At 60.3% G+C, this 23,200-nt stretch carries 22 protein-coding genes; all 22 read right to left on the bottom strand.

Annotated features, from left to right (window positions below; all coding sequences use genetic code 11):
* Positions 1-91: 91 nt before the first annotated feature.
* Positions 92-790: a 30S ribosomal protein S2 gene (gene rpsB / locus JW799_RS20950; protein WP_205431529.1), complete on the bottom strand. Its 699-nt coding sequence runs from the start codon at positions 788-790 to the stop codon at positions 92-94.
* A gap of 165 nt (positions 791-955) precedes the next feature.
* Positions 956-2,470, bottom strand: a complete 1,515-nt coding sequence (locus JW799_RS20945) for a xylulokinase (protein ID WP_205431527.1) — start codon at positions 2,468-2,470, stop codon at positions 956-958.
* Between the two features lie 125 nt (positions 2,471-2,595).
* On the bottom strand, positions 2,596-3,246 hold the full coding sequence (locus JW799_RS20940) for a transaldolase family protein (RefSeq protein WP_205431525.1): 651 nt from the start codon (positions 3,244-3,246) through the stop codon (positions 2,596-2,598).
* Between the two features lie 64 nt (positions 3,247-3,310).
* On the bottom strand, positions 3,311-4,315 hold the full coding sequence (locus JW799_RS20935; RefSeq protein ID WP_205431523.1) for an ABC transporter substrate-binding protein: 1,005 nt from the start codon (positions 4,313-4,315) through the stop codon (positions 3,311-3,313).
* Positions 4,316-4,443: 128 nt separating this feature from the next.
* Entirely contained in the window at positions 4,444-5,433 is a 990-nt protein-coding gene (locus JW799_RS20930) for an ABC transporter permease (protein WP_205431521.1), read from the bottom strand.
* A gap of 44 nt (positions 5,434-5,477) precedes the next feature.
* Positions 5,478-6,977, bottom strand: coding sequence for a sugar ABC transporter ATP-binding protein (locus JW799_RS20925; RefSeq protein WP_205431518.1), 1,500 nt, complete (start codon positions 6,975-6,977; stop codon positions 5,478-5,480).
* Between the two features lie 158 nt (positions 6,978-7,135).
* Positions 7,136-8,140 carry a substrate-binding domain-containing protein gene (locus tag JW799_RS20920; protein WP_205431516.1) on the bottom strand — a complete coding sequence of 335 codons (1,005 nt, stop codon included), beginning with the start codon at positions 8,138-8,140 and terminating at the stop codon, positions 7,136-7,138.
* Positions 8,137-9,969, bottom strand: coding sequence for a sensor histidine kinase (locus JW799_RS20915; RefSeq protein WP_338026305.1), 1,833 nt, complete (start codon positions 9,967-9,969; stop codon positions 8,137-8,139). The genes JW799_RS20920 and JW799_RS20915 overlap by 4 nt, the downstream gene beginning before the upstream one ends.
* Positions 9,966-11,573 carry a response regulator gene (locus JW799_RS20910; RefSeq protein WP_205431514.1) on the bottom strand — a complete coding sequence of 536 codons (1,608 nt, stop codon included), beginning with the start codon at positions 11,571-11,573 and terminating at the stop codon, positions 9,966-9,968. The genes JW799_RS20915 and JW799_RS20910 overlap by 4 nt, the downstream gene beginning before the upstream one ends.
* Positions 11,574-11,749: 176 nt before the next feature.
* On the bottom strand, positions 11,750-12,286 hold the full coding sequence (locus JW799_RS20905; protein ID WP_080839879.1) for a hypothetical protein: 537 nt from the start codon (positions 12,284-12,286) through the stop codon (positions 11,750-11,752).
* The gene (locus JW799_RS20900; RefSeq protein WP_080839882.1) at positions 12,279-12,848 is read right to left on the bottom strand and encodes a DUF6115 domain-containing protein; all 570 of its coding nucleotides are present in this window, start codon (positions 12,846-12,848) and stop codon (positions 12,279-12,281) included. Before JW799_RS20900 ends, JW799_RS20905 begins: the two co-directional genes overlap by 8 nt.
* 24 nt (positions 12,849-12,872) lie before the next feature.
* Positions 12,873-13,193: a hypothetical protein gene (locus tag JW799_RS20895; protein ID WP_080839884.1), complete on the bottom strand. Its 321-nt coding sequence runs from the start codon at positions 13,191-13,193 to the stop codon at positions 12,873-12,875.
* A 33-nt stretch (positions 13,194-13,226) separates the two neighbouring features.
* Positions 13,227-14,633, bottom strand: coding sequence for a DUF342 domain-containing protein (locus JW799_RS20890; RefSeq protein ID WP_205431511.1), 1,407 nt, complete (start codon positions 14,631-14,633; stop codon positions 13,227-13,229).
* Between the two features lie 24 nt (positions 14,634-14,657).
* A complete protein-coding gene (locus JW799_RS20885) occupies positions 14,658-15,440 on the bottom strand; it encodes a FliA/WhiG family RNA polymerase sigma factor (protein ID WP_080839888.1) in 783 nt (260 codons plus the stop codon).
* A 15-nt stretch (positions 15,441-15,455) separates the two neighbouring features.
* On the bottom strand, positions 15,456-15,884 hold the full coding sequence (locus tag JW799_RS20880; RefSeq protein ID WP_139787307.1) for a hypothetical protein: 429 nt from the start codon (positions 15,882-15,884) through the stop codon (positions 15,456-15,458).
* 2 nt (positions 15,885-15,886) lie between these two features.
* Positions 15,887-16,381, bottom strand: coding sequence for a chemotaxis protein CheD (locus JW799_RS20875; RefSeq protein ID WP_205431509.1), 495 nt, complete (start codon positions 16,379-16,381; stop codon positions 15,887-15,889).
* On the bottom strand, positions 16,381-16,992 hold the full coding sequence (locus JW799_RS20870) for a chemotaxis protein CheC (RefSeq protein WP_080839890.1): 612 nt from the start codon (positions 16,990-16,992) through the stop codon (positions 16,381-16,383). Before JW799_RS20870 ends, JW799_RS20875 begins: the two co-directional genes overlap by 1 nt.
* A gap of 8 nt (positions 16,993-17,000) precedes the next feature.
* On the bottom strand, positions 17,001-17,462 hold the full coding sequence (locus JW799_RS20865) for a chemotaxis protein CheW (RefSeq protein WP_080839892.1): 462 nt from the start codon (positions 17,460-17,462) through the stop codon (positions 17,001-17,003).
* Between the two features lie 29 nt (positions 17,463-17,491).
* Positions 17,492-19,606: a chemotaxis protein CheW gene (locus JW799_RS20860; RefSeq protein ID WP_205431507.1), complete on the bottom strand. Its 2,115-nt coding sequence runs from the start codon at positions 19,604-19,606 to the stop codon at positions 17,492-17,494.
* Between the two features lie 42 nt (positions 19,607-19,648).
* Positions 19,649-21,115 carry a protein-glutamate methylesterase/protein-glutamine glutaminase gene (locus tag JW799_RS20855; protein WP_205431505.1) on the bottom strand — a complete coding sequence of 489 codons (1,467 nt, stop codon included), beginning with the start codon at positions 21,113-21,115 and terminating at the stop codon, positions 19,649-19,651.
* 44 nt (positions 21,116-21,159) lie between these two features.
* Entirely contained in the window at positions 21,160-22,029 is an 870-nt protein-coding gene (locus JW799_RS20850) for a MinD/ParA family protein (protein WP_080839898.1), read from the bottom strand.
* The gene (gene flhF / locus JW799_RS20845) at positions 22,022-23,191 is read right to left on the bottom strand and encodes a flagellar biosynthesis GTPase FlhF (protein ID WP_205431504.1); all 1,170 of its coding nucleotides are present in this window, start codon (positions 23,189-23,191) and stop codon (positions 22,022-22,024) included. Before flhF ends, JW799_RS20850 begins: the two co-directional genes overlap by 8 nt.
* Positions 23,192-23,200: the final 9 nt, after the last annotated feature.

Raw genomic sequence — 23,200 nt, 5'->3', positions numbered from 1 at the left:
TGATCGTATGTTTCGTTTTTAAAGATGCTTATGTTTCGTAAAAAAAGGGCGGCAAGAAGGTTCTCTTCTGACCGCCCTGTGATCGCTTCGCTTAAGCCGTCGTCTCTTCGCCTTGATGCGCTTCGACGATGGCGTCGGCCATTTTGGACGTCAACAGCTTCACAGCGCGGATCGCGTCGTCGTTGCCCGGGATGATGTAATCGATCTCGTCCGGATCGCAGTTCGTATCGACGATGCCGACGATCGGAATGCCGAGCTTGCGGGCTTCGGCCACGGCGATGCGTTCTTTGCGCGGATCGATGATGAACAGCGCGTCAGGCAGCTTGCGCATGTTCTTGATGCCGCCGAGGAACTTTTCGAGACGCTCTTTTTCCTTGCGGAGAATGATGACTTCCTTCTTCGGAAGGCGTTCGAACGTGCCGTCTTCTTCCCATTTATCCAACTGGTGCAGACGGTCGGTCCGCTTTTGAATCGTCGAGAAGTTCGTCAGGGTGCCGCCCAGCCAGCGTTGGTTGATGTAAAATTGACCGCTGCGCTCCGCTTCTTCTTTAACGGAATCTTGCGCTTGCTTCTTCGTGCCGACAAACAGCATCGTTCCGCCCTGCTCGGCGAGCTGGCGTACGAAATTGTAAGCTTCGTCGACTTTTTTGACCGTTTTTTGCAGGTCAATAATGTAAATGCCGTTCCGTTCGGTAAAGATGAACTTCGCCATTTTCGGGTTCCAGCGACGGGTTTGGTGTCCGAAGTGTACCCCTGCTTCCAAAAGCTGTTTCATGGAAATAACTGCCATCTTTCCTGCACCTCCGTAAAATGGTTTTAGGTGAATCTCCTCCGCCGCTTCGCGTCTTTCGCCGGAACTCCCCTTGCAGGAACCTAGGAAGAGCACCGCCGGCGAAATTGAACGGCGTGCGTTTTTTCACACTGCATGATACTATACCATATCGTGCCTGAAGAATCAATAGCCGCGAAGCGTCCGCAGACGCGGGTACAAATCGCGCAGCCTTTCGTAAAGCTCGACGTAAAGCCGGTATCCTTCCAGCACCCGCCCGCGGTCGGCCTTCGGCGCGATTTCGGCCGTCTCCCGCGCGAACCGGCGCCGGGCGTCCGCATAATCCGCGAACATGCCGACGGCCACCCCGGCCGCCATCGCGGCGCCGAGCGACGTCGCCGCCTCCGTTTGGGCCGGCACCCGGATCGGCGCGTCAAGGGCGGATGCGACGATTTCCCGCCACGCCGGGCTTTTCATGCCGCCGCCGATCGCCGCGTAGCAGGCCGCGGGTTCGGTTCCCCGAAGCGCCTCGGCGATCGAGCGCAGCCCGTATCCGACCCCCTCCATCACCGCCCGCGCCATATGGAACCGGGTGTGACCCGATTCCAGGCCGAAAAACAGGCCTCGCGCCTCCTCGTTCCAGACCGGAGACCGCTCGCCTTGCAAATACGGATGGAACACGAGGCCGTTCGAGCCCCATGGCAGCCGCCCGATTTCTTCCTCCAACCGTACATACGGGTCCTCCTGCGGCGCCCCGCGCGAGCCGAGCTCCCGCGCCGCCCATTGATGGGCGGCCCCGGCCGCCTGCATCGTCCCGATTCCGTAGTATAGCCCGGCCTCCGGTCCGCACATCGTGAAAATCCGTTTTTTTTCGTCCGCTGCCGGCGCCGCGGCCGCGCGAGACACCCAGGCGGTCGTCCCGATATAGACGTACGCTTCCCCCGGCGCGATCGCGCCGGCGCCGAGCGCGGCGCACGAGCCGTCGCCGCCTCCGAGCGCGACCGGCGTGCCCGGCGCGAGCCCGGTTTCCGCCGCCGCTTCCGCCGTTACGCCGCCGACGAGCGTCGCCGACGGCACGATGTCCGGCAGTTTCGCCCGGTCGATGCCGAACGCCTCCGCGATCCCGTCGTCCCAGCGGCAGCCGTGAATGTCGAAAAGCCCGGTCAGCGAGGCGTCCGAATAATCGGTGACGCCGAACGTCCCGGACATGCGCCCCGCAAGATAATCTTTCGGCTGCAAAAAGTACGCCGCCTCGCGATATGCGTCGGGACGGCGGCGCTTGAGCCACATCAGCTTGAGCAGCGGATAGCGGCTGTCGAGCCGGTTGCCCGTCCGCTCGTACAAACGGTCGGCGTCAAGCAGCCGGAACGCTTCGCCCGCAAGAGGAGCGCTGCGCGTATCCGCGTGAATGAGGGCCCGGCCGAGCGGGCGGCCGCAGCGGTCCGCCGGACAGACGGCCATCATGTGAGCGCTGAAGCCGACCGCGGCGATGTCGGATGGCCGGACGCGATCCAGCACGAGGCGCGTCGAGCGGACGACGGCATCCCACCAGTCGTCGGGATGCTGCTCGGCTTCGCCGCCCTCCCCGTAATAAGTCGGATAGGCCAAGGAAGCCCACGCGACCGCATGCCCGGTCTCGTCGAACACCGAGCATTTGTGACCGGACGTTCCCAAATCATGAGCCATAATATAGCGCGGCATTGCCGAATTCACCCCCAGATTCGAATCGTCTACCTCCTAATTGCAAGCGAAAGGCCGGTTCGGCCGCGGAACGTCCAGCTCCAGGCGGCCCGAACCGGCCATGCGATCCACAACGCGCCGGCAGGCTATAATCCGGCTTCCTTCCAGTCCCGCATAAAGCCCTCCAGCCCGATATCGGTCATCGGATGCTTCATCATGGCCGCCCAAACGGGGTAGGACGTCGTCACCGCGTGGACGCCGATATTCAGCATATCCAGCACCTGCTGCGGCCCGCGGACGCTGGCCGCGATCACCTTCGTCGGAAGGCTAAGGCGCGAGAACGTTCTCGCGATGCCGCCGATCAGCTCGGCTCCCGACCAGGCGACGTCGTCGACACGCCCGAGGTAGGGACTGACGTATTGAACTCCTGCTTTGGCCGCCAGCACCGCCTGGCCGACCGAGTAGACGAGCGTCATGTTCGTCTCGATGCCTTCTTTCGCCAGCCGGCTCGCCGCCTTGACACCCTCCGCGCCCATCGGCAGCTTGACGACGACGCGGTCGGCCCATTGCCGGAAGGCGCGCGCTTCCTCGACCATGGCGTCGGCATTCGCGCCGACGGCTTCGCACCACACCTTGCCGGTCGTCGCGCGCCCGATATCCCGAATCAGCTCCTCGAAGCCGCGCTTTTCCCGGGCGACGATCGACGGGTTGGTCGTCACCCCGTCGAGCACGCCCCACGACATCGCCTCCCGAATTTGCGCGAGATCCGCCGTATCGATGTAAAATTCCACGTTCATGTTCCCTTCGCCGCCTCTCTTGCTTTCATGCCCGCCGGACTTTGGCATGGCATCCCTCAGGCTTCTATTCGTACAAAACGGCCTTGATCTCTTCGTCGTCGATGTTCGATTTGTCGTAGTAGAAAAATCCGGTGTCGATGTTCGGTTCGACGGTTTCGCCCTTTGCCGCCGCGACGGCCGCCTTGACTGTTTCATAGCCGATGCCGATCGGATTTTGCGTAATAGCGCCGGCCATTTCGCCGTTTTTGATCGCGTCGATCTGCTGTTTGCCCGAATCGTATCCGATAATCGTGATTTTGCCTTGCATGTTCATTTCCTTGACGGCGTTCAGGACGCCGATGGCCGAGCCTTCGTTCGCCCCGAAGAAGCCTTTCAGATTCGGATGCGCCTGCATGATCGCCTTCGCCAGGTCCGTCGACTTCAGATGATCGCCGCCGCCGTACTGAATGTCGACGATTTTGATGTTCGGGTATTTCTCCTCGATCCGGTTTTTGAAGCCGTCGCGGCGGTCGACGCCGGTACGGCTCGTCTGATCGTGCACGATCATCGCGATTTCGCCCTCGCCGCCGATCAGCTCGGCCATCTTGTCCGCGGCAAGTCCCGCGGCGGCGATATTGTCGGTCGCCGCGGTCGCGACCGGGATGTCGCTTTCCACGCCGGAATCGAAGGCGACGACCGGAATGTCATTCGCCTTCGCCTGCTCCAGCAGCGGAGCCGAGGCTTTGCTGTCAAGCGCCGCGAAGCCGATGGCGTCCGGCTTTTTGTCAAGCGCGACCTGCAGCATTTCGATTTGCTTGTCGACCTGGGATTCGGACTCCGGCCCTTCGAACGTGATTTCGACGTTCAGCTCCGCGGCCGCCTTCTCGGCCCCCTGCTTGACCGCCTGCCAAAACTGGTGCTGGAAGCCTTTGGATACGATCGGAATATACATTTTGCCGCCGTCTCCTCCGGCTTCCCCGGCGCCCCCGGAGGCGTTCTGCGAAGCGTTCGTCCCGCAGGCGGCGAGCAGCGACCCCAACAGCGCCAGAGCCGACGCGCCGGCAACGAATTTCCCGAATGTTTTTCTCATCCCCGTTTTCTCCCCTTTTTGTCCCTGTCAAGGCAACAAGATATGATTGATGAAGGTCCGCAGCCGCTTCAAAAGCGGCCTTCGCTTCCCCGCCCGGCTCGCCGGACGGCGGAAGCCGCGCCGGACCGTTACGCCGATTTCCGGCGGCGCAAAATGTCCGTATATACCGCCAGTAAAATGACCAGGCCAACGACGACCGTCTGCCATTCCTGGGGCACCGACAAAATGCGGAGACCGTTGGTGAGCACGCTCATGATGAGGGCGCCGATCACCGTGCCGACGATCGTCCCCTTGCCCCCGCTGAGCGAGGTGCCGCCGATGACGACGGCCGCGATCGCCTCCAGCTCGTAGCCCTGGCCAAGAGCCGGATTCGCCGAGTTCAGGCGCGAGGCGATGAGAACGCCGGCGAGACCCGTAAACGTCCCGGTGATCGTATAAATGACGATTTTCCAGAAGTTGACGTTGACGCCGGAAAGCCGGGTCGCTTCCTCGTTGCTGCCGAGCGCGAAATTGTACCTCCCGACGATCGTCTTGGACAACACGAGACCGCCGACGATCGCCGCCCCGAAAAAGACGAGCACGGCGAATGGAATGCCGAGCAAGCTGCCGAGCGAAATTCGCGAGAAATTCGTCGCGTGCGGATCCGTAAAATAAATCGGCTTGGCGCCGGAAATGACAAGCGCAAGTCCCTTGGCGACCATCATCATCGCCAGCGTCGCGATGAACGGGGGAATTTTCAGCTTCGAGACGAAGACGCCGGACAGAAAGCCGCACAGCGCGCCGGTCAAAACGCCCCCGACGACGCCGACTGCCACCGGCATTCCCCAAAATGTGATGAACACCCCGGTCATGACGGCGCTTAGCGTCATGACGGTGCCGACCGAAAGGTCGATGCCGCCGGTAATGATGACGAACGTGGACCCGAGCGCCAAAACGCCGATGACCGCCGTCGACATCAAAATGCCGACGATGTTGGAAAACTGCAGGAAATTGCCCGAGGAAAGCGAAAACACGACAACGAGAACGATCAGGCTGGCAAAGGCCAGCAATTGCTGCAGCGCTCCCGGCGGAATGCGGAAGCGGGATGACGCCTTGGTCGTTGCGACGGACGGATTCATATCCGTTTCCCCCTTTGTTGTTTCTGTCGCCCGAAGCCTCCGGCCTACGCCATATGCTTCGTGGCAAGACGCATGATGGCTTCCTGGGACGCTTCGTCGTGCGAGAGCTCGCCCGTAATGCGCCCTTCGCACATGACGACGATCCGGTGACTCAGCCGCAATATTTCCGGCAGCTCCGAAGAAATCATAATGATCGATTTACCCTGCGCCGCAAGCTCGTCGAGCAGCTTGTAAATTTCGCTTTTGGCCCCGACGTCGATGCCTCGCGTCGGCTCGTCGAAAATGAGGATGTCGCAGTCGCGGGTCAGCCATTTGCCGATGACGACTTTTTGCTGGTTGCCGCCGGACAGAAGCTTCATTTTCTGCCCGATTCCGGGCGTTTTCACCCGAAGCTTCTCGACGGTTCTTTCGGACGATCCGGCGATCGCTTTGTCCTTCATGACGCCGAGCGGCCCGCAAAACGAGCGGAGAGCGGCGATCGTCGCGTTCGTCTTGACGTCCATGTCGACGATGCAGCCGAACCGCTTGCGGTCTTCGGACAAATAGCCGATGCCGTGGCGCACCGCGTCGTACGGGCTTCTGAGCTTGACCTTTTTGCCGCGGACGTAAATGTCCCCCGAATCCACGGGGTCCGCTCCGAACACCGCTCTCGCCACTTCGGTCCTCCCCGCCCCGACCAGGCCGGCAAAACCGAGAATTTCGCCTTTTTTCAGCCGGAAATCGACGTTTTTCAGCGTCTTCCCCCGACTGAGCCCCTTCGCCTCGAGGACGACCTCCCCGCCGCCGGAGGCGATGTCGGAGCGTTTGCTGTAATAGAACTCCCGGCCGACCATCATCGAAATGATCCGGTCGCTCGTCACGTCCGCCGCGTGAACGGTATCGATGTAGGCGCCGTCCCTCATCACCGTGATGCGGTCCGCGATCGTCTTCAGTTCGTCCATCCGGTGGGAAATGTAGACGATCCCTACGCCTTCCCGCCGAAGCCGGTTGACGATCGCGAACAAGTCCTCGATCTCCGAATCGCTCAGCGCGGCTGTCGGTTCGTCCATGATCAGCACCTTGGCGTCGAAGGAGAGCGCCTTGGCGATTTCCACCATCTGCTGCTTGGCGACCGTGAGCTTCGACACCGGCGCCCGCGGATCCACGTTCAGACGCAGCCGGTCCAGCAGTTCCCGGGCCATCCGCTCCTGCCGCTTCTCGTCGAGGAACAATCCGGCGATCCGCGGTTCCCGGCCGATGAAAATGTTTTGCGCGACGGTCAAATCCTGCGCCAGGTTGAGCTCCTGGTGAATCATGATAATGCCCGCGTCCTGCGCCGCTTTCGTCCCGACAGGCTCGAACTCCCGCCCCATGTACCGGATCGATCCGGAATCTTTCGTATAAACCCCGGTGAGAACCTTCATCATCGTCGACTTGCCGGCGCCGTTCTCGCCCACGAGCGCGTGCACTTCGCCGGCCCGGAGCTCGAACCGGCACCGGTCGAGCGCCTTGACGCCGGGGAACGATTTGCTGATGTCCTCCATCCGGACCCGTATTTCGCTCATCTCCAAAGCCACTCCCCTTCCCGCCGTCGAAACCGGCATGGTATTTCAACTTAACGCCTTGATTGTAAGCGGATTCAATTCCGAGAAGAATAGAAAAACTTCCGTAAAAAGTCGAATATTTTACGATCGCTCCCCCAGCTTGCCTAATGCGAAAAAAGCTACTCTCCCACGAACGGGAAGAGCAGCTTTTGATTTTCGTCCTCGTACATGTTCGCCTTCGTAATGATCACGGAACCCGTGTCGATCGTCTTCGGCACCTTCTCGCCCCGGATCGCTTGAACCGCCGTTTTGACGCCCAGGTAGCCCATATTGAACGGCCGCTGCACGATCGTCCCCTGCATGACGCCCTCTTCGAGCAGCTTGACCTCCTCGACCGAGCTGTCGAAGCCGACCAGCTTGACCCGCCCGGCCGCGCCGGCGTCGCGAAGCGCCTTTCCCGGGCCGACGGACGACGCCTCGTTCAGACCGACGATGCCCTTCAGATCGGGGTGCTCCTTCAGCAGCTCGAGCGTCGTCTCGTAGGCTTTCCGTTCGATGCCGTCGCTGTAAAACGTGCCGACTACCTCGACGCCCGGCGCCTTCTCCAGCGCGTTGCGCACGCCCCGCTCCCGGTCGATTTGCGACGCCGATCCTTGAACGAAGCTCATGACGGCGACTTTTCCTCCGGTGGCCGACAGCTGCTCCGCCATCAATCGGCCGACCTTTTCGCCCGCCGCCACGTTGTCCGTCGCGATAAAGCTTTTCGGGCGATCGCTGTTCACCGCCGAATCGGCCATGATCAGCGGGATGCCGAGCTTGCCGATCGTTTCGGCGGCCGGCGCGAGACGGTTGTAGTCCGCCGCCGCGAGAACGATCGCGTCTGGCCTTTCGGCCGCCGCCTTCTCCGCCATCGCGATTTGCGCGTCGACGTCGGTTTCCTTGCCGGGCCCGATCACCGCGATATCCGCTTCGAATTCCTTGGCCGCGGCTTCCGCCCCGCTTTCGAACACCTGCCAAAACTCCATCGATTTCGATTCCTTGATAATGACGACGATGCGGGGCCTGTCGCTCCCGCCTCCCATATCCGCGAGCCGGCCGGTCGCGCAATAAACCGCCCCGCCGGCCGCCGCAAGCGCGAGCAGCAGCGTCAGCAGCCGCCCCCATCCCCGGACTCCGGTCGTCATGGCGCGGCCTCCCTTCCCCCCTCCGGCTCGCCGGAGGCCTTGTCGCACCGTTCTTCCTCGCGCGGCTCCACGGCGGGAATCGTCACCGTTACCGTCGTCCCTTCCTCGGGCTCGCTCTCGTAAACCAGTCCGAACTCGGGACCGAAGTGAAGCCGGATCCGCTCGCGCACGTTCGCGACGCCGATCCCTCGGCCGTCGGCTTTCCGGGCGTCCGGGCGCATCAGCTTCGCCAGCATGTCCTCGTCCATGCCGACGCCGTCGTCCGCGATCCGAAAGACGATGCGGTCTGCAACGCGTTCGCCGGAGATCGCGATGCATCCGGGACCGTATTTGTTTTTCAGCCCGTGGTAAATCGCGTTTTCGACGAGCGGCTGCAGCAGCACCTTGATCGTCAAACAGTCGAGAATGGCCGAATCGACGTCGATGCGGTAATCGATTTTATTTTTGTAGCGCATCTTCTGAATCGTCAAATAGTTCGCGATATGTTCGATTTCCGTTCGCACGGGAACAAGCTCCCGGTCTTTGCTGATCGAGCTGCGGAACAAGCGGGCCAACGCGGACGCCATAAGCACGACTTCCTCCGATTTTTTCGCTTCGGCCATCCAGACGATCGAATCGAGCGTGTTGTACAGAAAATGCGGATTGATCTGCGCCTGCAGCGCGTTCAGCTCGCTTCGGCGCTTGAACTCCTGCTCCCGCACCACCTGACTCATCAGCTCCTTGATTTGGGCCACCATCATATTGAACGTGCGCGCAAGCAGCCCGATTTCCCGCTGTCCGTCCGGCGGCACGTATATGTCCAGATTGCCGCGCTCGACCTCGCGCATTCGTTCCTGCAGCCGCTTGATCGGACGGGAAAGCCCGCGGGAGAGCAGCACGGACAGCGCGATCGCGACGAGCAGGCAAAACCCGCCCCACGCCAGAAGCGAGAGGTCCATCTGGCGCTTGTTGCCGACAAGCTCGCTCACGTACGAGACGCCGACGATTTTCCAGCCGAAGCCGCTGTCCTGGATCGTATAAATCCGGCTTTGGCTTCCTTCGTCCGTCTCGAAGCTGCCGCCGCCCCGGCGAAGAACGTCGTCGATGCGCTCCGTCTTCAAGCCGCTGTACACGAGCTGCTGCTGCGGGTGGTAGACGAGATTGCCGTCATCGCTGACGATAAATACGTAGCCGCGTTGTCCCAAATCGATTTGCGACAGCATGTCGTTCATCACGTTGAAGTTGAGATCGACGAGCAGGATGCCCACCCCGGTTCCATCGTCCCGGCGCAATTCGCGGCTGAGCGACACGACCCAGCGATACTCGTTCCTGTAAATAGGCTGAATGTGCGACGAAGAAACGACGATGCCGCCTTCCGCGGCACGGGCCAGCTTGTACCACGATTGCTCCGGTATGCTGACGTATGGGTTAAGCTTCGCTTCCCGCCGGTCGGAGACGAACGAGCCGTCATAGCCCGCGATCTGGATCGAGGCGATGTCGTTTCGGGAAAGGAGGATCGAGCGAAAAAAGTCCGAGATTCGCTCCTCCGTCGCCCGGCGCTCGTCCTCCGGCAGCGCGTCCAAGCCCGCGACGAACGAGCGGACGTCGCGGTTGTTCAGCGCGAGGGACGATATCGTTCGCATGTTGTCGACATAGGTTCGGATGTTCGCGTTCACCTGCCGGACAAGCTCGGCCGTGTAATCTTCCGCGGACCTCCGGACGGCCGCCGTCGACAGCTGGTAAGCGATAAAACCGAGCAGCAGCACCGTCAGCAAAATCAGGCTCGCGAACGCGGCCGCCATGTTCGTCTGAATGCTGCCGAAAGAAAGCCTCCTCATGGGCGCCATCATGGCATGGCCGCCTTCTGCCGATGCTCCTTCGGCGTCTCTCCGGTCGCTTTTTTGAAAATGAGGCTGAAGTAATGCGGGTCTTTATAGCCGACTTTCGCCGCGATTTCGTATGTCTTCGCATCGGTAAGCTTGAGCAGCTCCTTCGCCTTGGCGATCCGTTCGGCGGTCACGTACTCCACGAACGTCTTGCCGGTATGGCGTTTGAATTCGGCGCTGAAATAACTCGTGCTCATGTGCAGATGCCGGCATATCGTCTTGAGCGAAAGCTCCGGGTCGCCGTATCGCTCCCGGATAAAAGCTTCCGCGTTCAGCATCTGCAGCCGGCAAAAATCGGTCCGGGCCGCGGATACGGCGGCGATCGCCCGCCGCGCCGCCTCGGTCAGGCGGCGTTCGATTTCGTCCAGCGTCTTGCAGGAGGACAGGATGTCGAACGGATGGGCTTGATGGCCGAACGCCTCCGACTCGTCTCCCCCGAGCTCCGCCACGGTTTGGACGATTGCCATGATCCATTTCTGAATTTGGATCCGGCAGCGCTCGACGGTCGGAAACGCGCCGCGCAGCCGGGCGAACGTTTCCGAGATCGCCGCTTCCGCTTCGCTCGCGTTTCCCGTCCGGATCGCCGTGACCAGCTTCTTCTCTTCTTGCGCCGACTCGAAATAAAGGGCGCTCTCCCTCCCTTCCATGTCGGAAATGCCGATCACCCGGTTGCCGCCGAGCAGCAGACGATATTCGAGCGCCGTCGCGGCTTCCGCATAGGAGCGCGGCAAATCCCGCAGGCCGCAAGCCGGCCGCCCGATGCCGGACGTCACCGTAATCGGCAAATACCGCTCGGCCGCGTCGCGAATTTGCTCCGCGAGATGCTGCGCGCGCGCTTCCAGATCGCGCGACGCGTCGCCCGACAAAACCGCGAGCACCCGCTCCTCGCGGCTTTGAAATACGGCTGGCGCAGCCTCTGCTCCCGTCAGCTCCTGCACGATATTATAGACGGCGAACCGGAGCAGCTCCCGATCTTCGGCGCCGAGCCGGTCGTCGAACCGGTCCGGATCGACCGCGAGCACGACGTAATCCGGTCCGCCCAGGTCGATCCCGAAATAGGCAAGCCGTTCCTCCGCTTCCCCTTTGCGCACGCCCGCAATGACTAGCCGTTCAAGAAAGCGCTCCCGCAAAACCGGAAAGCTTTCGTTCAATTGCCGGCGCAGACGGTCCATATCCTCGAGCCGGTAACGTTCCTCGTCCAGCTGCTGCCGCAGCCGGTCAAGCAGCGCGCAAAGTTCGGCCGCCGTCATCGGCTTCATCAAATAATCCTCGGCCCCGAGCCTTACCGCCTGCCTGGCGTATTCGAAATCGTCATGCCCGGTCAGGAACACGACCCTGCAGCGGGGAAGCTCGTCGGAGAGCCTGCGGGCAAGCTCGAGCCCGTCCATGAACGGCATGCAAATATCGGTCAGCACGACGTCGGGGCGAAGACGGATCGCCGCTTCCAAAGCATCCATTCCGTTTTCGCTATGGCCGACGCAGTTGAAGCCGCGGCCGTTCCAGTCCACCAGCTCGACGATCATCTCCCGGACGGACGCTTCGTCGTCCACGATCAATATGTCGTACATCTGATTCGCCCCTTCCCGCGATGCCCGCCATCCCCTTGCATCGCAGCGCGATATCGCCAACTCGAATGTAAGCACTTACAAATTGTATTTTACACAAAATAAGAACCGGCGGACAACTGGCAATGCGTTCCGCCGGCTCTTATTTTGAAAATGGGACAACACAACTCCCGCGAGAGCTAGTACTTGGCCCGGGTAATTTCTTCGATAATTTCCTCGAACGACGGCTTCCCGACGAACACGCTCGGACCGACGCGAAGCTTGCCGCTGTAGGACCTTGCTTCCCGGATGAACGCATCCTCGTCCTCGATGAGCGCAAGCCCCTTGAGCGCCGTCGCCACTTCCTTCAAGGTGGCGTTCGCGCGGATGTAAAACACCAATTTCTCGGGTGCGGGTGCGGGCGCGGGCGACGCCTCCGGCGACGGAGATGCCGAGGCGTCGGCTTCGCTTGTTCCTCCCGTCTCCGTGCCGCCGCCTGCCGCCGCATTCTTCACGGCTTCCGCGACGGCCCGATCCAGCTCTTGCTGCGAATACGTCTTCTCTCCGGCGGGAACGAGCGCGAAGCCTTGGGCCTCCGCTTCTTCCTCCAGCGTTTCCGATGCGATGCCGCCGCTCGGCAAGCTCATCGATTCCGCGGTCAAAATCAGCTGCAGCATCGCGGCCCCCAGCATAAGCCCGAGTCCCAGACCGATGATCAAGCCCCGGTACTTACGCAAGCCGTTCCGCCTCCCGTTTGGCCAGTTGCAAAATCAATTGCACTTCTCCCTTGTTCATGTTCAGCGCCTTTGCCATCTGTTCGACGGAGCGTCCCTTTGCGTCGAGGTTCAGCAACTCGGCGTAGCGCTCCCGAATCGACTGCGGCTCCGCCGCGATCGCCGCATCGTCCGCGCTTGCCGCCGCAGTGACCGGCGGCTCCGCCTGGGCGGACGTCTCGACGGCCGGCGCAGCCGGCGGCCCGGCCTGCGGAACGCCCGCAAGCCCGGAATCCGAACCGCCGCTTGCGGCAGCCGGCCGCTCCGCGAGCTCCGACATCTGCTTTTCCATTTCGCGGATCCGGCGGCTCAGACGTTCGACCGTCCGGTCTTGCTCCGCTTTATATTTTTCGACGGCATCGACCAATTCCCGGTTTTCGGCCTCGAGATCGGTGAGCAGCCGGTCGTAGGCTTCTTCGGCTTGAAAGCCAGGGGAGCTTTCTTTTCGATCGGGTTTGGGCAACAGCAGCAAGCCGTATCCGGCGATCGCCGCGCCCGTCAACGCGATGCTTACCCATGGCTGCATACAATGGCCACCTTTCCTGAACCGTTACAGCGTGAAATCGATGTGTTTGCCTTTATACGGATGTCCGGACGCATCGCCCTTTTCCTCCGTCTTTTCTCCGTTCGACCGCTTTTTTCGGGAACGGTCCTTGCTCCCTTGCTGCCTGGGCTCCCGCTCCGATATCGTGCGCTGCGACGAGGCCTCCGTTTTGGTATTGCTCTGCGCCTGCTTCTGCCTCAGCTTCTCCGCTTGCTGACCCAGCATCTCCTGCTCCATCGCGGGCCGCTGCTGCTGAATTTGCTGGAGAGGCGATACTTCCGTAACCCGCGGCATGGACGTTTGCAAATCGATCGGCTTGAAGCCCACCTTAAACACCCGCCTTTTTCGCAAATTAGTCGGTTAAACGTAAGGCACGGGAACGATTTCTCCGTCGATAAAGCGAAACGACACGCGCATGATCGTATCCTTGATAAATCGGGTGTACCTTCCGATGACGATTTTCGTGCCGCCATATATCGTATGGACGACGTCCACCTTCGATGATTCCGCGTCTTCGAGCGTCTTTTCGATTTCGAGCACGGCCTCCTTCGCGTCCTGCAGCTCCTGCGAAGTCTGACGCTGGGTTGCCGTCAGCTTGATGCGCAAAGCGAGCCGGTCCGGAGTCAAATTGCCGGCCGCCGCCATCTGATTGAGCATGGCGAGCGCCTTGTCCGTCTTGTCCAGGCTGTCCGTCAATTGCCGGATGCTGGTCCGGTGGTCGTTCAGCGCCTGCCGCAGTTCCGGCCGGACGCCGACCTCGATCGCCGTTGCGGTGGACATCGCGTTGCCGACCGTTCTCGCGGTGACCTTCTCCCCCGCCTGCGTCAGGCCGCCGACGATAAGGCCTTTGGACCCCAGGCAGATTACGTTGCGGCCGGCTCTGACGTTGGAATGCATGATGCTTTGCGTCACCAGCACGTCTTCTCCGGCCATGACGTTCCCTTCCTGAATGAAGGAACAACGAACGCTGCCCCCGGCTTTGACAAGACCTTTGTTGCTGCCGATAATGCCTCCGTTGATCTCGATCGAGCCGTCGGACTCCACGTCCGCCCCTTCGATGCCGCCCGTTACGCGGATATCCCCGGATGCGCGGATCCGAAAGCCGGTGAGCACGTTCCCCCTGACGACGACGGTTCCGACGAAATCGATGTTGCCGATATTGTAATCCACGTCCCCGTTCACTTCGAATACGGGGAATACGTTCAGCTTGTCTTTGTCGGTACGCGTCACGAGCCCGTCGATCGCCGCGTACATCCCGGTTCTTTCCGGGTTGACGACGACGTTTTTGCCCAGTTTGAAATGGGCTTCCTTTCCCTCTTTCGGCGGAACTTCTTCTCCCGTGACCGTTTTTCCGGGAATTCCCGGGCCGGGCGGATGCCGCTCCGCGATCAGTTGGCCTGCCTTTACGTTGGCCAGGCGAGATACTTCCCGATAATCTACGCTTCCGTCTTCGCGTTCCGTCGGTGTACGATTCTGGTTGTCCGATTCAAAAAGCACTGTTATGTAACCGTCGGTTCCTTTTTGCGGAGACAGGCCGGTCGCGACTTCGGTTTGACTCAGGAAAAAATTCGCGGGGCGGTGGGCGATCTGGGCGAGCAAATCTTTTTGAATGCCGTACGTGATCCCCTTCGAAGCCAACATGAGTTCCAAGTCCGGCACCGTAAGCTTGATATCTCCTTCGACCCGTTTGAACGTCAAAAACGCGTGCATTTTATCGTCGGAGACGGTAATTTGCAGCATTTCCGTCAAATCGGCATCTTGGACCATCAAAAGCGCCTCCTTTAACCGTGGTTATTTTTGCAGCAGCTGATCCTTTTGCTTGGCGAGGGCGGCCCTCAGCCTCAAAATCGCTTTCGAATGCAGCTGCGAAATGCGGGAAGGCGACAAGGACATCACTTCCGCGATTTCGCTAAGCGACAGATCCTCATAGTAAAACAAGGAGACGACCGTCCGTTCTTTCGGCGTCAGCCTCTCGATGCCGGCCGTCAGCGCTTCTTTTAAATAGGTTTCATGAACTTTCGACTCGGGATTCAGCGCCTTCTCGTCGATTAGCAGCGACATTCGGGTTTCCGATTCTTCCTCGCGAATCGGATCCTCGAGCGAACATACCGTCGCGACGGCTACCTCCTGCAGCATGTGCTGAAATTCTTTGTTCGTTATGTTCAAGTAGGCGCATATTTCCTCGTCGGTGGCGGTTCGCAGGTTGCGCTGCTCCAGCGCGGCATATGCGTCTTCCATTTTTTTCGCTTTGTCGCGCACCGAGCGTGGAACCCAGTCCCCTTGCCTCAGCCCGTCAATAATGGAGCCTCGGATTCGCCACGATGCGTACGTTTCGAATTGAAGGCCCCGCTCGTAATCGAACTTTTCGATGGCATCGATAAGTCCCATGGCCCCGCTCGAAGCCAAATCGTCTTTCGTCACGTTTTTGGGCAGTCCGACGGCCATGCGGCTGGACACGTAATCAACCAACGGCAAATAATGCTCGATCAGCTGTTTTCTCGCATCGGGATCCCCGTTTTCCTTCCAGCGCTTCCAGACTTCGCGATGGGATAACCGGGCATGATGATCGATCATTCGTGCTCACCGTCCTTATTCGTCCGACATTTGACGTATTGCCTGGACAACTGCCTCTGGCTCGGGAGATTCCACCGAAACCAATTTTTTTGGCGCGAGAGGCTGAAACTCTCCCGCGGGCGCCGCCTCCGCCGTTCCCGGCGCCCTCCCTTCCCTCTGCTCCTTCAACATATCGTTTAGCAAACCGTCGTCGTCCGGCGTGGAAAGGTCCACCACCGAACCTCTGCCGTCCGCGTCCCCGCGTTCCGGCGGCGCGGCGTTCGCCGGCCGAAGCAGTTGGCCGACCGCCACGTGAACGGCCGCGCCGACCAGACCGAACGCCAAAAAGGCGTACAGGCTGCGAAGCGCCGTCGTCGCGAGCGGATTGTTGGACAAAGAGAAAAGAAAGGTCAGAACCGCGCCGAAAGCGGCAAAAACGACGACCCACCGCCATGTGCCTCTCATTCTCAAATCTCCTTTATTCCGAACTGCACGCTTCGGATATTCAAAATGCCGCTAATGCTGTCCAGTTCGATCGTTCTGCCGTAATTTCCGCCGGTATCTTCCGCCACGACCGGAATCGACAACAACGATAGCGCGTGCTTGACCGACTCCACGTTGCGCGGCCCGATCCGCATGCTGTCGCTCGCGCCCGCAAACGCGAACATTTGCGCGCCGCCGGCAAGCTTGGCCACCAGCCTCCGGCGATCGGCCCCCAGCTTCAACAGCCTCGCAAGCAACTCCGGCACGGCCGTATCCGCGTATTTGGCGATATTCAGCGTTCCTTCTCGGGCAATATCCGAGCTGGGCAGCATGATATGGGCCATGCCGGCCACCCGGAGCTCGGCATCGTGCAGCGTCAAGCCGACGCAAGAGCCGAGTCCCGTCGTCCGGAGCAAACCTCCCGATGTCGCGACGTTTAAATCCGCCATTCCGATTTTGATCAAATTCGCTTCGACCATCAGATCGGCACTCCTAATGCCCGGAACAGTTTCTCGAACGATTCGGGATCGGGAATAAGGAAAAAATGACCTTCCGCCTCCCGGGAGTCCTGAACGAACGTCGTATCGATCAGCAGCGCGTCGTCCCCCATAATTCCGAATTGCAGCAAGCCGTAGCTTAAAATCGCGCCGGCCATGTCCACCGCGACGGACGGCACGGTAGGCGTCATGTAAAGGCCCGTCAAATCGGCGAGAGAAGACAAATAAGAGCCGGCCAAAATATTGCCGATTTCGCATAGCGCCGACAGTTCAAGCTCGCTGTACCCGCCTTCTTCGGTCGCATCGAAGCCCGGCAAGCCGACGAGCAGCTGCTTCGCTTGTTTGCGGCTCATCAGAAAAAACATGTTGCCGGGAACGTCTCCCTCCATCCGGAGGAAGATGGCCACCACCACCTCTTCCGAACCTCCGACCTGTTCGGCGATCGACTCGAAGGGAAGCAAATTGACTTTGGGGACGGCCATGTCGACGGGCCTGTCCAGCAAGCGGGACAAAGCCGTAGCGGCGTTTCCGGCTCCGATGTTGCCCACTTCCCGCAGCACGTCCATTTTAAAATCGGCGTCCTGACTGAACATGTTCACGGTTATTCCCCGGCTTGTTCCAGCTGAATAATTTCGGAGCGGCTCAGCACCTCCGACAAGTTAAGCAAAATCAGCAGGCGATCCTCGCCGATTTTGGCGACGCCGCTCAAATATTTCGCCTTGATTCCGCCGACGACTTCCGGCGGCACGTCGATCGTATCGCTCATAATGTCGATGACGTCGTTGGCCGAGTCGACGATGAAGCCGACTTCGAGATCGTTCACGGCGACGATGATAATCCGGGAATTTTCCGTCGTTTCCGACTCGGGGAGCCCGAACCGGCCCCGCAAATCGATGACCGGGATGACGACACCGCGCAAATTGATGACGCCTTTGATGAAGGCAGGCGTTTTCGGAACGCGGGTTATCGGAACCATGCGCTCGATCGTGCGAACCTTGTCTACCTCGATGCCGTATTCCTCATGCGCAAGCGTGAAAACGATGACCTTCAATTCCTCTGCCATGTGGCGTTCCTCCTTTTGGATGCGGAAAATTATTTGATGAGCGAGTTCGGATCGACGATGAGCGCGACCTGGCCGTCGCCCAAAATCGTCGCGCCGGAAACGAACGGAATGTTGGTCAAATATTTGCCGAGCGTTTTCAGCACGATTTCGCTTTGGGAAATGAAATCTTCCACCAGGACGGCGGCCAGCTTATCCCCTTTCCGGACGACGAGCATTTCCGTTTCCGCTTCTTCGTCGTCCCGGTAATCGGGACATTCCAGCAATTCGGCAAGCGATACGACCGGAATGATCGATTTGCGGAACTCGATGACGCGATTGCCGTGCAGCTCCCGGATTTGCTCGCGGCGGATCGCCGCCGTCTCCACGATCGAAGACAGCGGAAACGCGTATTTTTCCGAGCCGAGCTTGACGAGCATCGCCGAAATGATCGACAGCGTGAGCGGCAGTTGGATGGAAAAGGTGGAGCCGTGGCCGAATGCCGACGTTACGGTAACCTGGCCGCCGAGCGATTCGATTTTCGATTTGACGACGTCCAACCCGACGCCCCGGCCGGAAATGTCGGAAATTTTGTCGGCGGTGCTGAAGCCCGGCGCGAACAGCAGCATGTATACCTCTTCGTCCGTCAGCTTCTTGCCCGCTTCCGGCGTGACGACGCCGCGCTTGACGGCGGTGTCCAGCACCTTATCCCGGTTGATGCCTTTGCCGTCATCCTCGATTTCGATAAATACGTGGTTGCCGCTGTGAAAAGCGCGAAGCTGGACGGTGCCGGTTTCAGGCTTGCCGGCGGCCGCCCGGTCCGCGATCGATTCGACCCCGTGATCGACCGAATTGCGGATCAGGTGCACGAGCGGGTCGCCGATCTCGTCGATCACCGTCCGATCCAGTTCCGTTTCCGCGCCCGTAATGACCAGATCGACTTTTTTGTCCAGCGATTTCGCCAGGTCCCGCACCATCCGGGGAAACCGGTTAAAGACGCTTTCGACCGGAACCATGCGCAGCTTCAGCACGATATTTTGCAGGTCGCTGCTGACGCGCGCCATATGTTCGACCGTTTCCGTCAAATCGTTGCGGCGCACTTCCGAAGCGAGCTGTTCCAGCCGGACGCGGTCGATCAGCAGTTCGCTGAAAAGATTCATCAGCTTGTCCAGCCGCTCGATGTCCACGCGAATCGTTCGGCCGCCGGCCGCTGCGGCGCCGGCAGCTTTGGCCGGAGCCGCCGGCGCTTTTTTGGCCGTTTCGGCGGAAGCCGCCTGGGACGCGGGTTGGGCGGCGGCTTGCGGGGCCGCTGCCGCTGCCGCGGCGATTTCGCGGGCGGATTGAATCGCTTGAACCGTCGCTTCGTTTTCCCGCTGCTTGGATTGATCGAGCTCGGCGAGCGAGGAGCGATCCACCGCCATGATTTTGACTTCTTCGATTTCGGATACGCCCGAAATGCTTTTCTTCAGCTGGTCCTTGTCGATATGGGAAATATAGTACACCGAGAAGCTGCGTTCGAATTTGTCCTGTTCGATGTCCTGGACGGAAGGATGGGATTTGATCACCTCGCCGTTGCGCTCCAGCACTTCGAACACCATGTAGGCCCGAACCGCCTTGAGCACGCAATCTTCCCGGACGATCACCTCGATGTGGAACACCCTCAGCCCGTTGTCGACCGACTGCTCCAATATCGAAAGCTGATACTGGTCGAGAAGCATTTCCGTCGCGACCAGCGGCGCGTCGTTCGGCGGCGAAGAAGCGGACGATTTGCCGGAGGACCCGCCCACGTCTCCTCTTACGATCGCCTTCAGCTGTTCCACCAAATCGGAGACGTCCGCTTTGCCGTCTCCCCCGCCGACGACGTCCTGAACCATGCCTTCGAGCGAGTCGAGGCACTTGAACAACGCGTCGAAAATGACTTCGTTCATTTTCAATTGATTGTTGCGAACCAGGTCGAGCACGTTTTCCATTTCATGAGTCAGCGACGCCAAGTCCTCGAACCCCATCGTCGCGGACATTCCCTTGAGCGTATGCGCGGAACGGAAAATCACTTGAACGATGCTGATGTCTTCCGGCTCCTGCTCGAGCCGAAGCATATTTTCGTTAAGAGACTGCAAATGGTCGTTCGCTTCGTCGATAAAAATGGACAAGTACTGATTCATTTCCACTGTCCGGACACCTCCTGGTCGGCTGAACCAGCCGCTCTCGTATTATCGTTTTCCGCTTCCGCTTACCACTTTCGCGAGAATCGGGGCGATCTGCTGCAAGTCGAGCACATGCGTCGTCGCTCCGAGCTCAACCGCGGAACGGGGCATACCGTAAACGACGCACGTTTGCTCCGCTTCGGCGATGGTCGTCGCCGCGCCGTCGTCGCGCAAGGCCTTCATGCCTTTGGCTCCGTCGCTGCCCATGCCGGTCATGAGAACGGCATGCCTTTTCAGTTCTTTCATGCCGACGACGGACTCAAACAGCCAATCGACCGACGGCCGATGGCCGCTTTGGGGCGGCCCGTCCGACAACTCGATCCGGTAACGGCCCGCGCCCTCCCGCTTTACGGCCATATGCCGGCCTCCCGGCGCGATGTAAGCCGTCCCCGTCAGCAGCGGTTCGCCGTCCTTCGCTTCGCGGACGTCGATCGCCGCGAACGAATCGAGGCGCTGCGCCAGCGAGTGCGTGAACTTGGGCGGCATATGCTGCACGACGAGAATCGGCGCCGGAAACGACTGCGGGATGCCCGACAGCACTTCATGCAGCGCTCGGGGGCCGCCCGTCGACGTCCCGATCACGACGATTTCCGTAAAATCGGTGCGTCCTTTCGGCCCTTCCCTCTCGCGGCTTTCCGCCGGCGGGACGGGTGACGGGGAAGCCCCGCCGATCTTCCGCAAAGGCGATTCCGGCCTGGCCTCCGTTTTCCCGGGCGCTGCCGGCGGCGTTGGCGGCGTCTTGGCAGACGCCATCGCTTCTCCCGGCTTTTTCGCGCGCCCTTGTTCCCCTAATCCGTCCCTGGGCGTTTTGGACATGAGCCTTGAATCCAGCCGGTTCGTCGTCTTCGGCGAAGCCGGCCGTTCCGGAAGCGGGCGGGATACGGGCGCTTTTCTTGAAAGCGGCGGTTTGGCGCCGACTTCGGGCGCGGGCTTGCCCGGCGCGGCGGGGGCGGCCGTCTCCGGCTTTCTCCCTTCCGGCGGCGGAAGATCCCGCGCGGACGGCGCGGATATTTCCGTTTCCTCCGGTTCCCGCTCCTCCATATCTTTCAACGCGCGGAAATTGACGCTGCCGGCCATTTCGGCCGCCATATGAAGCTTCTCCAGAAGCTGTTCCCCGACTTTCCGGATGTCCAGCTTCACCGCGCCGTCGGGCTTGCGGATAAAATCGAGGGCGCCGTACTGCAACGCCTTGATCGTATCGCGGGTTCCGTTGTCCGTCACCGCCGACAGCATGATGACGGGAGTCGGCCGCACGGACATGATTTTGCGCAGCGCCTGCAGCCCGTTCATGTGCGGCATTTCGAGATCCATCGTAATAATATCGGGCTGCAGCTGCGTTGTCCGTTCGACTGCCTCCACGCCGTCACGCGCGATGCCGACGACCTCGAAAGCCGGATCGGCTGCGATGAAATCGCTGAAAACTTTGCGCATGAAAGGGGAATCGTCAACAACAAGCACTTTATAGAGCGACATGGTGCTCCCCCTTTACAAGTCTCTAAGATGTGAACCCGAACGGCTTACCTGCTCCAAAGCCGGCGAATTTTTTGCATGAAGCGCACGGCCGTCCCCCCGCGATCGTCATCGGGCTTTTCCGCGAGATAGCGAGAGGCGATGTTGTCGATGCCTCTGCATGCCGGGCTTTCCGGGAAAGCGACGGCTAGCGCCGTTTGGCGCTTCACCGCTTTGGACACGCTTGCGTCATCCGGAACGAAACCGAGCAGCGGGATGTCGAGCCCCAAAAATCGGCTGGCGACCTGCCGGATGTTGTCCGCCGTTTGCCGGCCTTCGCGATCGTCGGATACGCGATTGACGATCAGCTTGAACGTCACGTCGTGGCCCATCGATTTGACCATTTTGATCAGGGCGTAGGCATCGGTTATCGAGGTCGGCTCGGGCGTCGTGACGATGAGCGTCTCGTCCGCCGCGGTGATGAAGCGCACGGTTTCCTTCGACAACCCTGCTCCCGTATCGAACAGAAGAAAATCGACATGTCCGTGAAGCTTTCCGATCTCGCCGGCGAAATACTCCAGATCCTTGTCCGACAAGCGAATCAGATCCTGAAACCCCGAGCCCCCCGCGATAAATTGAAGGCCGCTCGGTCCCGTTTGAATGATTTCCCAAATCGTTTTCTCGCGCTTCAACAAATGGAACAGGTTATACGTCGCCGGAATGCCCAGCAGCACGTCGATGTTGGCCATGCCGATATCGGCATCGAACAGCAGCACCCGGAAGCCTCTTTTTTGCAAAGCCATCGCGAAGTTCAGGCTGAAATTCGACTTCCCGACGCCCCCCTTTCCGCTCGTAACAGTAAGGATCCGGGTGGAATGAGGGGACTGCTTGTCCTTGGAATAAACCATATGCCTGAGCGCTTGCGCTTGATCAGCCATCGGACGCATCCCCCAGCAACCGGTTTACCCACTCGTCCGGTTCGAAGGCGCGAATATCGTCCGGGACGGTCTGGCCGCAGGTGATATAGGAAATCTCGAAATCGAATTCCCGTGCCAGATTAAGCACGGATCCGTAGGAATCCGTCTCGTCCGTCTTCGTCAGCAGAAGGCGCCGGACGCCGTATTTCGCGAATTGGGAGGCAACCTCCTTCAAGTCGGAATATTTATGGGTAAGGCTGAGCACGAGCAAGTTTTCCGCCTGCTGACCGGGCGCCAGCAAGCTGTTTACCTCGGAAACGAACAGCTCGTTCCGGTAGTTGCGGCCGGCCGTGTCCATCAGTAGCAGATCCCGGTCCTCCAGCTTTTTGTAGGCGCGGGTCAATTCCGATGGCGAAAATACGACTTCCAGCGGAACGTTCAAAATATCCGCATACGTCCGGAGTTGATCGACGGCGGCGATCCGGTACGTATCCGCCGTGATGAAGCCGACGGAGCGCCGGTGGATGAACGCCTGATCCGCGGCGATTTTCGCGATCGTCGTCGTCTTGCCGACCCCCGTCGGGCCGACGAAGTTGACGATTCGCGTATTCGGAGAGATCCCCTGACCGACAGACGGCAATAACCATTCCCGCAAAAGCTCCCGAGCCGTTTGCCGAAACTCCTCGTCGTCGGGATCGGGATGTTCCTCCAGCCGTTCGATGACCGTTTGAGCGAACTGCTCGACATAGACGGGTTCAACGCCCTGGGAGGCCAAGCGCTTCGAGAGCTTCAAAACCGCGGCCGGCATCGCTTGCGCATTTTGCTGCCGGTTGATGCGGATCATCATTTCTTTCATCGAACGAAGCTCCTGGAGCAGGGCCGAAACTTCGTCCTCTTCCTTCTCCTCTTTTTCAATCGTCTCGAAAGAGCTTTCGGCCCGTTGCGCCAATACGGGCGGTTCGGATTTCCGCGCCGGAGGAGATTCGGCTGCCTCCGATTGCCCGTTCAAAGCCGATTGCATCGCAGCCGCGAACGAGCTGACGGCAACCTCGCGTCTTTGCTCTTCCGCTTCGGGCAACGCCTTGACGGCCGTCGCCGCGGCGGATGGCGCCGAAGCTTTCGGCGAGACGGCATCTCCCGTTCCCCTGCTGTATCGTTCCCGGACCGCCTGCGGCGGAAGCACCTCCTTCGG

Origin of the sequence: Cohnella algarum (assembly GCF_016937515.1) — a bacterium.
GTDB classification, from domain to species: domain Bacteria; phylum Bacillota; class Bacilli; order Paenibacillales; family Paenibacillaceae; genus Cohnella; species Cohnella algarum.
This window is presented reverse-complemented; position numbering and strand designations above follow the sequence as displayed.

Excerpts from the sequence above, each read along its gene's own strand:
- JW799_RS20875 (WP_205431509.1), bottom strand. The coding sequence starts at position 16,381 with ATGGTCGAAGCGAATTTGATCAAAATCGGAATGGCGGATTTAAACGTC.
- JW799_RS20925 (WP_205431518.1), bottom strand. The coding sequence starts at position 6,977 with ATGAGCGAAATACGGGTCCGGATGGAGGACATCAGCAAATCGTTCCCC.
- JW799_RS20915 (WP_338026305.1), bottom strand. The coding sequence starts at position 9,969 with ATGATGGCGCCCATGAGGAGGCTTTCTTTCGGCAGCATTCAGACGAAC.
- JW799_RS20890 (WP_205431511.1), bottom strand. The coding sequence starts at position 14,633 with ATGGTCCAAGATGCCGATTTGACGGAAATGCTGCAAATTACCGTCTCC.
- JW799_RS20940 (WP_205431525.1), bottom strand. The coding sequence starts at position 3,246 with ATGAACGTGGAATTTTACATCGATACGGCGGATCTCGCGCAAATTCGG.
- JW799_RS20855 (WP_205431505.1), bottom strand. The coding sequence starts at position 21,115 with ATGTCGCTCTATAAAGTGCTTGTTGTTGACGATTCCCCTTTCATGCGC.
- JW799_RS20930 (WP_205431521.1), bottom strand. The coding sequence starts at position 5,433 with ATGAATCCGTCCGTCGCAACGACCAAGGCGTCATCCCGCTTCCGCATT.
- JW799_RS20910 (WP_205431514.1), bottom strand. The coding sequence starts at position 11,573 with ATGTACGACATATTGATCGTGGACGACGAAGCGTCCGTCCGGGAGATG.
- JW799_RS20885 (WP_080839888.1), bottom strand. The coding sequence starts at position 15,440 with ATGATCGATCATCATGCCCGGTTATCCCATCGCGAAGTCTGGAAGCGC.
- JW799_RS20920 (WP_205431516.1), bottom strand. The coding sequence starts at position 8,140 with ATGACGACCGGAGTCCGGGGATGGGGGCGGCTGCTGACGCTGCTGCTC.
- rpsB (WP_205431529.1), bottom strand. The coding sequence starts at position 790 with ATGGCAGTTATTTCCATGAAACAGCTTTTGGAAGCAGGGGTACACTTC.
- JW799_RS20935 (WP_205431523.1), bottom strand. The coding sequence starts at position 4,315 with ATGAGAAAAACATTCGGGAAATTCGTTGCCGGCGCGTCGGCTCTGGCG.
- JW799_RS20865 (WP_080839892.1), bottom strand. The coding sequence starts at position 17,462 with ATGGCAGAGGAATTGAAGGTCATCGTTTTCACGCTTGCGCATGAGGAA.
- JW799_RS20900 (WP_080839882.1), bottom strand. The coding sequence starts at position 12,848 with ATGCAGCCATGGGTAAGCATCGCGTTGACGGGCGCGGCGATCGCCGGA.
- JW799_RS20945 (WP_205431527.1), bottom strand. The coding sequence starts at position 2,470 with ATGCCGCGCTATATTATGGCTCATGATTTGGGAACGTCCGGTCACAAA.
- JW799_RS20870 (WP_080839890.1), bottom strand. The coding sequence starts at position 16,992 with ATGTTCAGTCAGGACGCCGATTTTAAAATGGACGTGCTGCGGGAAGTG.
- JW799_RS20850 (WP_080839898.1), bottom strand. The coding sequence starts at position 22,029 with ATGGCTGATCAAGCGCAAGCGCTCAGGCATATGGTTTATTCCAAGGAC.
- JW799_RS20880 (WP_139787307.1), bottom strand. The coding sequence starts at position 15,884 with ATGAGAGGCACATGGCGGTGGGTCGTCGTTTTTGCCGCTTTCGGCGCG.